Annotated in this window: 4 protein-coding genes; 2 read left to right on the top strand and 2 right to left on the bottom strand. The window is 59.5% G+C overall.

Annotated features, from left to right (window positions below; genetic code table 11):
- The coding region (locus A9975_RS30265) for a transposase (protein ID WP_183035980.1) at positions 1-339 on the top strand (339 nt) is incomplete at its 5' end.
- Here A9975_RS30265 and A9975_RS30260 read toward each other — a convergent pair.
- Positions 293-1,189: a hypothetical protein gene (locus A9975_RS30260; RefSeq protein ID WP_183035979.1), complete on the bottom strand. Its 897-nt coding sequence runs from the start codon at positions 1,187-1,189 to the stop codon at positions 293-295. The genes A9975_RS30265 and A9975_RS30260 overlap by 47 nt on opposite strands.
- A 422-nt stretch (positions 1,190-1,611) precedes the next feature.
- A complete protein-coding gene (locus tag A9975_RS30255) occupies positions 1,612-2,274 on the bottom strand; it encodes a TetR/AcrR family transcriptional regulator (protein ID WP_183035978.1) in 663 nt (220 codons plus the stop codon).
- Positions 2,275-2,363: 89 nt separating this feature from the next.
- On the opposite strand from A9975_RS30255, the gene A9975_RS30250 reads away from it, so the two are divergent.
- Positions 2,364-3,284 carry a sterol desaturase family protein gene (locus A9975_RS30250; RefSeq protein WP_183035977.1) on the top strand — a complete coding sequence of 307 codons (921 nt, stop codon included), beginning with the start codon at positions 2,364-2,366 and terminating at the stop codon, positions 3,282-3,284.
- Positions 3,285-3,507: the final 223 nt, after the last annotated feature.

Genomic DNA, 3,507 nt, shown 5'->3' with positions numbered 1-3,507 from the left:
GTGTTTATCGAGTTTCTCAAGCGATTGATGATCGGCGCGACCAAGCCGGTTTTTGTGGTGGTGGACGGGCATCCGGTACACAGAAGCAAGCTAGTCAAAACATACGTCGAAAGTGAGCAAGGCCGGCTGAAGCTGTTCTACCTGCCGCCGTATTCTCCTCACCTGAACCCCGACGAGCAGGTGTGGGCGCACGTGAAGCGGCAAGTCTCCAAGCGTTTAGTCCAGGGAAAGAACGAAATGAAGAAATTGGCGAGAAGTGCGTTACGTCGCATTCAACGACTGCCTGAGTTAGTCAAGTCGTTCTTTCGCCAGCCGGAGTGCCAATACGCTGCGGCCTGACAATACTTTCTGAAAAGTTAGTAACATCGTCCTCATCCATGTGGCGGGCGGCAATCGCGATGTTATCGAGAAGCTTGTGCCCACGTTCCGTGGTCTTCCTCTTGTAGCGCACACGGATGGTTACTTCGAGATTGCCATCAATGGCGTCCGCTAGGTGCAACTTGTCTAGCCTCTCGGCTCCGATAGCTTGGCGCAGTATATCGATGCCGAGTCCGGCATACTCCATCACTGACGTTCGAACACCAGCCTGCTGCGTTACCTGCGGATCGGTGACCTCGGTCACATTCACCAGCGGCGTCCCGAACTCCAGCTCTTTGACGTGTGCTTTTCGAATCTTATCCCGCGTGGCCTTTGAAACTTGGTCCCCAAGGATGAGATTATCGTTGTTCGAAATCGCCTGCCCGCGTTGAAGCAACCAGTTCAGGTGCGCCTCTAGCTGCTTGACGCGCAGCGCAGAGGACTGCACTACAAGGATGTGGTTCTTGAATAACCCGAAATAGCAGATGCCTTCTAAGAACTCATTTCTCTTCGTCTTGTCCGCTGAATCGGGCGGAGCCACCTGCTCCACAGTCAACATCTCTGCCGAATCGTCTTCGGCAACTACCAACTGGTGCGTTCCCTTCTCGTAGGATGCGAAAATGCCGAAGTGCATATCCGTGTATGCGCGATGGTAAATAACAGCGCGCACGTAATCGCCGTTCTCGCCGGACTTCTCCTTACGATCCCCGATCTTGCTTAGCGCTTGAAGCGCATCTGCCACAGCTCGTTGAGCCGACTTCTTTGCAGGCTTCTGAAGGAACTCTCCCCGCTTGGCATAGAGCCTCTTCGCTACTGTGGATTGACCAACCAAGACTATCTCCCGTCAAAAATCCAGACTCAGTAAATTGGGCCCGTAGTACGTTCTCTTTTTTCGAGCGGGCCTGGGCGCTGAGTATCTCACGGCTCGCGCAATCTCGGCCCGAGCCATCGCCCTCCCTTCGTGGGGACTAAATCGGCCTCGCACGCTAGACTCTGAACGGGACAGTATTCGCAACAGGCAGGGCAGCAGCCGGACGTGACCGTGTGAATCACTGGGTCGGCCTTATCTGTTCCAACTGAAGCGGACAGTTGCAGCCTCACTGCGTATCACCCCAGCGCACCATTAATTGGTAGCCACAACGGTAGCCAAACCGGAAAAAACCAGAAATATCACAAATATCTCATTGTTTTATAATGATTTTTTCCAAAACACAGGAACAGTACGACATCATTTTGATGTGATCAGGAACGGCATCAGGCACCCCCTGCGGCTGCCTGATGCCGCGCGGCACCCTCATTCAGGAATCCCCGGATCAAGCGCACCAGGTTGTCCTCCAGTTCAGGATCGGCCAGCAGGGTTTCGTCCGCCGCCAGCGCGCTGCGCATCACACCCATGACGGCCTGCGTCAGGACGAAGGCGGCCATCGGCCGCATGACAAGCGCGCGGTTCTCGGCGTCCACGGCGTGGCCCGAACTGAGCCACTGCGCGACCTGCGCCGCGGAGCCTTCCAGCGCCTGCCTGCTGCCCGAGGCCAGCGCTACCTCCAGCAAGAGCTTGCGCACGCGGTGACGGCCGCCAAATGCACTTAGCAATGCACGCACCAATAGCCTGGCGCGCGCCGTGGGGTCGGGCGTGCCGGGCGCGCTGAGCAAGAGGCCCAGGCGCCCCATCACGCTCTCGATCTCCCGGCGCCCCAGTGCTTCCATCACTTCCTGCTTGTTCGAGAAATACTGGTAGAGCGTACCGATGCTGATGCCGGCCACCTCGGCGATCCGGTTGGTGCTCAAACCCTCCAGCCCCTCCTTGTCCAGGAGGCGGATGGTCGACTCAAATATGAGTTCCAGCTTCTCCAGGGATCGCGCTTGCATCGGCCGGCGCCGCTTCGGGCCGTTGTCTTCAGGGGTTTGCAGGGTCATGGCGTGGACTCCGGAACGCGAGTAAGCAAACCTGATACTAGCTCATATAATCATCCGCATACTATCCCCTTCATGCTCCGGGAGCCGTCATGACCCGTCTGGAAATCCTTCAGCTCTATGCCTTGCCGGTGGTGGTCGGCGCGTCCCTGATGGAGGCGCTGGTGCTGCACTGGCGCAAGCCCGGCACGTTCGACTGGCATGAGGCGTGGCTGTCGCTGGTAGACCTGGCCGGGCGCAAGATCCTGGTCTTCCTGCCCTTGTCGCTGGCGGCGCCCGTATTCGCACTAGCCTGGGAACACCGCCTGCAAACCATCGTGCTCAACAGCTGGCTGCTGGGCGTGGCGTTGTTCATCGGCCAGGAGTTCTGCTACTACTGGTACCATCGCGCGGCGCACCGCGTGCGCTTCTTCTGGGCCACGCACGCCGTCCATCACTCGCCTAACCAGCTCACCTTGTCGACAGCTTACCGCCTTGGCTGGACCGGCAAGCTGACAGGCACCACGCTGTTTTTCACGCCCCTGGTGTGGCTGGGCTTTCCGCCCGAGGTGGTAATCGCGACCTTGTCGCTGAACCTGCTCTATCAATTCTGGATTCACGCAACCTGGATCCCGCGGCTCGGCTGGCTGGAATATGTCCTGAATACGCCGTCCGCGCATCGGGTTCATCACGCCGCCAACATCGAATACCTCGATGCCAACTTCGGCGGCGTGCTGATCGTCTTCGACAGGCTCTTCGGCACCTACGTGGCCGAGCGCGGCGACGTGCCGTGCCGCTATGGGCTGGTCACGCCGATGCGCTCGCGCAATCCGCTGCGTGTCGAGTTCCAGCAGTGGCTCGACCTTGGACGGGACCTCGCGCAAGCACGCAGCCTGGGTGCGATGCTCGGCTTTCTCTTCCTGCCGCCCGGCTGGCGCCCCGACGGGCAGGGCCACACCACGGAAGCGCTTCGCCGTCAGCTCGCGCTTGCCGGCCCCCTTGCCTCGGAGGGCAGCGGCGCCGCGCCGAAGTAGCGAGAGCGGTGCGCGTCCGCACGCTTTCCTCTCGCCTTCCTTGCCCCATCCTCTATAAATATGGAGACAGGTGCCTGCATTCAGATTGCCTCGCTGGCACCGGGCGCAAGGAGTCACCATGAAGAAGAAGCGCTTGCTGTTGTGGCCGTTAGCTGCCGCATTGGCGGCATGCACGGTGACATTGCCTCCCCCCTCCCCACCGGTTGCACGCGTACCCGAGACA

This window comes from Cupriavidus sp. UME77, from assembly GCF_014170355.1.
In the GTDB taxonomy this organism is placed as follows: domain Bacteria; phylum Pseudomonadota; class Gammaproteobacteria; order Burkholderiales; family Burkholderiaceae; genus Cupriavidus; species Cupriavidus basilensis.
This window is presented reverse-complemented; position numbering and strand designations above follow the sequence as displayed.

Coding starts and splice junctions, on each gene's coding strand:
- A9975_RS30255 (WP_183035978.1), bottom strand. CDS start 2,274: ATGACCCTGCAAACCCCTGAAGACAACGGCCCGAAGCGGCGCCGGCCG.
- A9975_RS30250 (WP_183035977.1), top strand. CDS start 2,364: ATGACCCGTCTGGAAATCCTTCAGCTCTATGCCTTGCCGGTGGTGGTC.